The organism is Mesorhizobium sp. A623 (assembly GCF_054489405.1).
This window is the reverse complement of record NZ_JBTMXB010000101.1, coordinates 1-1,743: the sequence shown is the minus strand read 5'-3', so window position 1 is coordinate 1,743 and position 1,743 is coordinate 1. Positions and strand designations below refer to the sequence as shown.

1 protein-coding gene is annotated in these 1,743 nt (G+C 61.7%); it reads left to right on the top strand.

Translation table 11 applies throughout. From position 1 onward, the window contains the following. The first annotated feature begins 262 nt into the window (after positions 1 to 262). A complete protein-coding gene (locus tag ACX3P1_RS27985; protein ID WP_459083045.1) occupies positions 263 to 1,495 on the top strand; it encodes an IS110 family RNA-guided transposase in 1,233 nt (410 codons plus the stop codon). The last annotated feature ends 248 nt before the right edge of the window (positions 1,496 to 1,743 follow it).

Genomic DNA, 1,743 nt, shown 5'->3' with positions numbered 1-1,743 from the left:
ATCCGGTTGTTATCAGGCATGAATAGGCGCGACGCGCCAATCCGTATTCCCTCGCATGGACGGATCGACTACCGTCCACCTACCGGGATTGGGGTGTCGGGAGCACGCATGGCGGGCAGGCCGAAATACCTGATGAACCGAGAGTTCGAGTTGTTATCTGGCCGCCCCCTTCGACTTGCCCGGTTGCGCTGCGAGCGCGGATCCGTAGTTGTCGTGTAGCCCGCCGGCTCCCATGGTTGCTGACCCTGGAAAGGAGCCGGGAATGAGAATTATAGCCCTTGATGTCCACCGATCATACGCCCAAATGGCGATCTTGGAGGAAGGCAAAATCCGAGATGCCGGGCGGATCGATCTCGAACGCAGCCGCCTGTTGCAGTTCGCAACGAAGCTCAAGCCGGATGACGAGATCGTCATCGAGGCGACAGGCAATACAAGTGCGATCGTCCGGTTGCTCTCGCCCTTTGTGGGCCGGGTGGTCATAGCCAATCCGATCCTGGTTCGGGCCATCGCCTGGGCCAAGGTCAAGACCGACAAGATCGACGCGGCGGTGCTGGCGAAGCTCCATGCGAGTGGCTTTCTGCCTGAGGTGTGGATGCCGGATGAGGAAACCGAGACGCGTCGCCGCGTAGTGGCCGAACGAACACAACTCGTCTCCCAAATGACCCGCCTCAAGAACCGGATCCATTCGGTTCTGCACGCCAATCTGATTCCACCCTACAAAGGCACGCTGTTCTCGAAGCGCGGCAGGGCTTGGCTCGAGGCTCAGCCGCTTGCCGAGGATCAGCGGCGTGTCGTCCTTCGCCATGCCGGTGAACTCGATCGCCTTGGCGGCGAGCTTGCGCAAGTCGACAAGAGCCTCGCGCAGACGGCGCTTCACGAACCCCGGGTCAAGCGGCTGATGACGATCACCGGCGTGAACGTTACGGTCGCACTGAGCGTCCTGGCCGCCGTCGGAGACATTGAACGGTTCTCATCACCAGAAAAGCTCGTCAGCTATTTCGGCCTCAACCCACGGGTCCGGCAGTCCGGCGACAAGCCGGCCTATCATGGCCGTATCACCAAACAAGGCCGAGCCCACGCACGATCGATGCTGGTCGAAGCCGCATGGGTCATTTCCGGCGTGCCTGGTCCGTTGCGCGCCTTTTTCATACGCATCCGGGACAAGCGGGGCAAACATGTTGCCGCCGTCGCGACGGCACGCAAGCTGGCGGTCATCGTCTGGCACATGCTGACCAAGGATGAGGACTACACCTGGAGCCGCTCTGCGCTCCTGGATTGGAAGCTCCGAAAGCTGGAATTGACCGCCGGTTATCCGTCTCGTCGCGGCGGTAGGGCAAAGGGATCCGCCGCCGCCTACAGCAACAAGTCGGTGCGCGACAGCGAGCGCGAGACGATCGGCAACGCCGAGGAAGTCTACCGTCGCTTCGTCGCTACATGGAAACAGCAATCACAGAAAGGGTGCTCGGGCGCCGTACATGAGGTGCGACGATCATAGGCTGCGCGATAGGGTTGCAACCTCGGCCCTGCTCGTCGCCACGCGGTCACCCGAGCCGCGACAGAGTAGCAAAATCAGCTTCGCCGTTCCATCCCGTAGCGGCGAACGATAGCGACTTGCCTGCCGGCCAGCCCTGACCTTTGCTGCGCGCGACGCTGCCTCTGCCGCCCGCCGGAACAGAGCGCCCGGAGAGCACACTTCCAGGGCATCAGAGCAGAACGGTTCTTGTCAAATACATCCGTCAGGTA

Coding starts and splice junctions, on each gene's coding strand:
- ACX3P1_RS27985 (WP_459083045.1), top strand. CDS start 263: ATGAGAATTATAGCCCTTGATGTCCACCGATCATACGCCCAAATGGCG.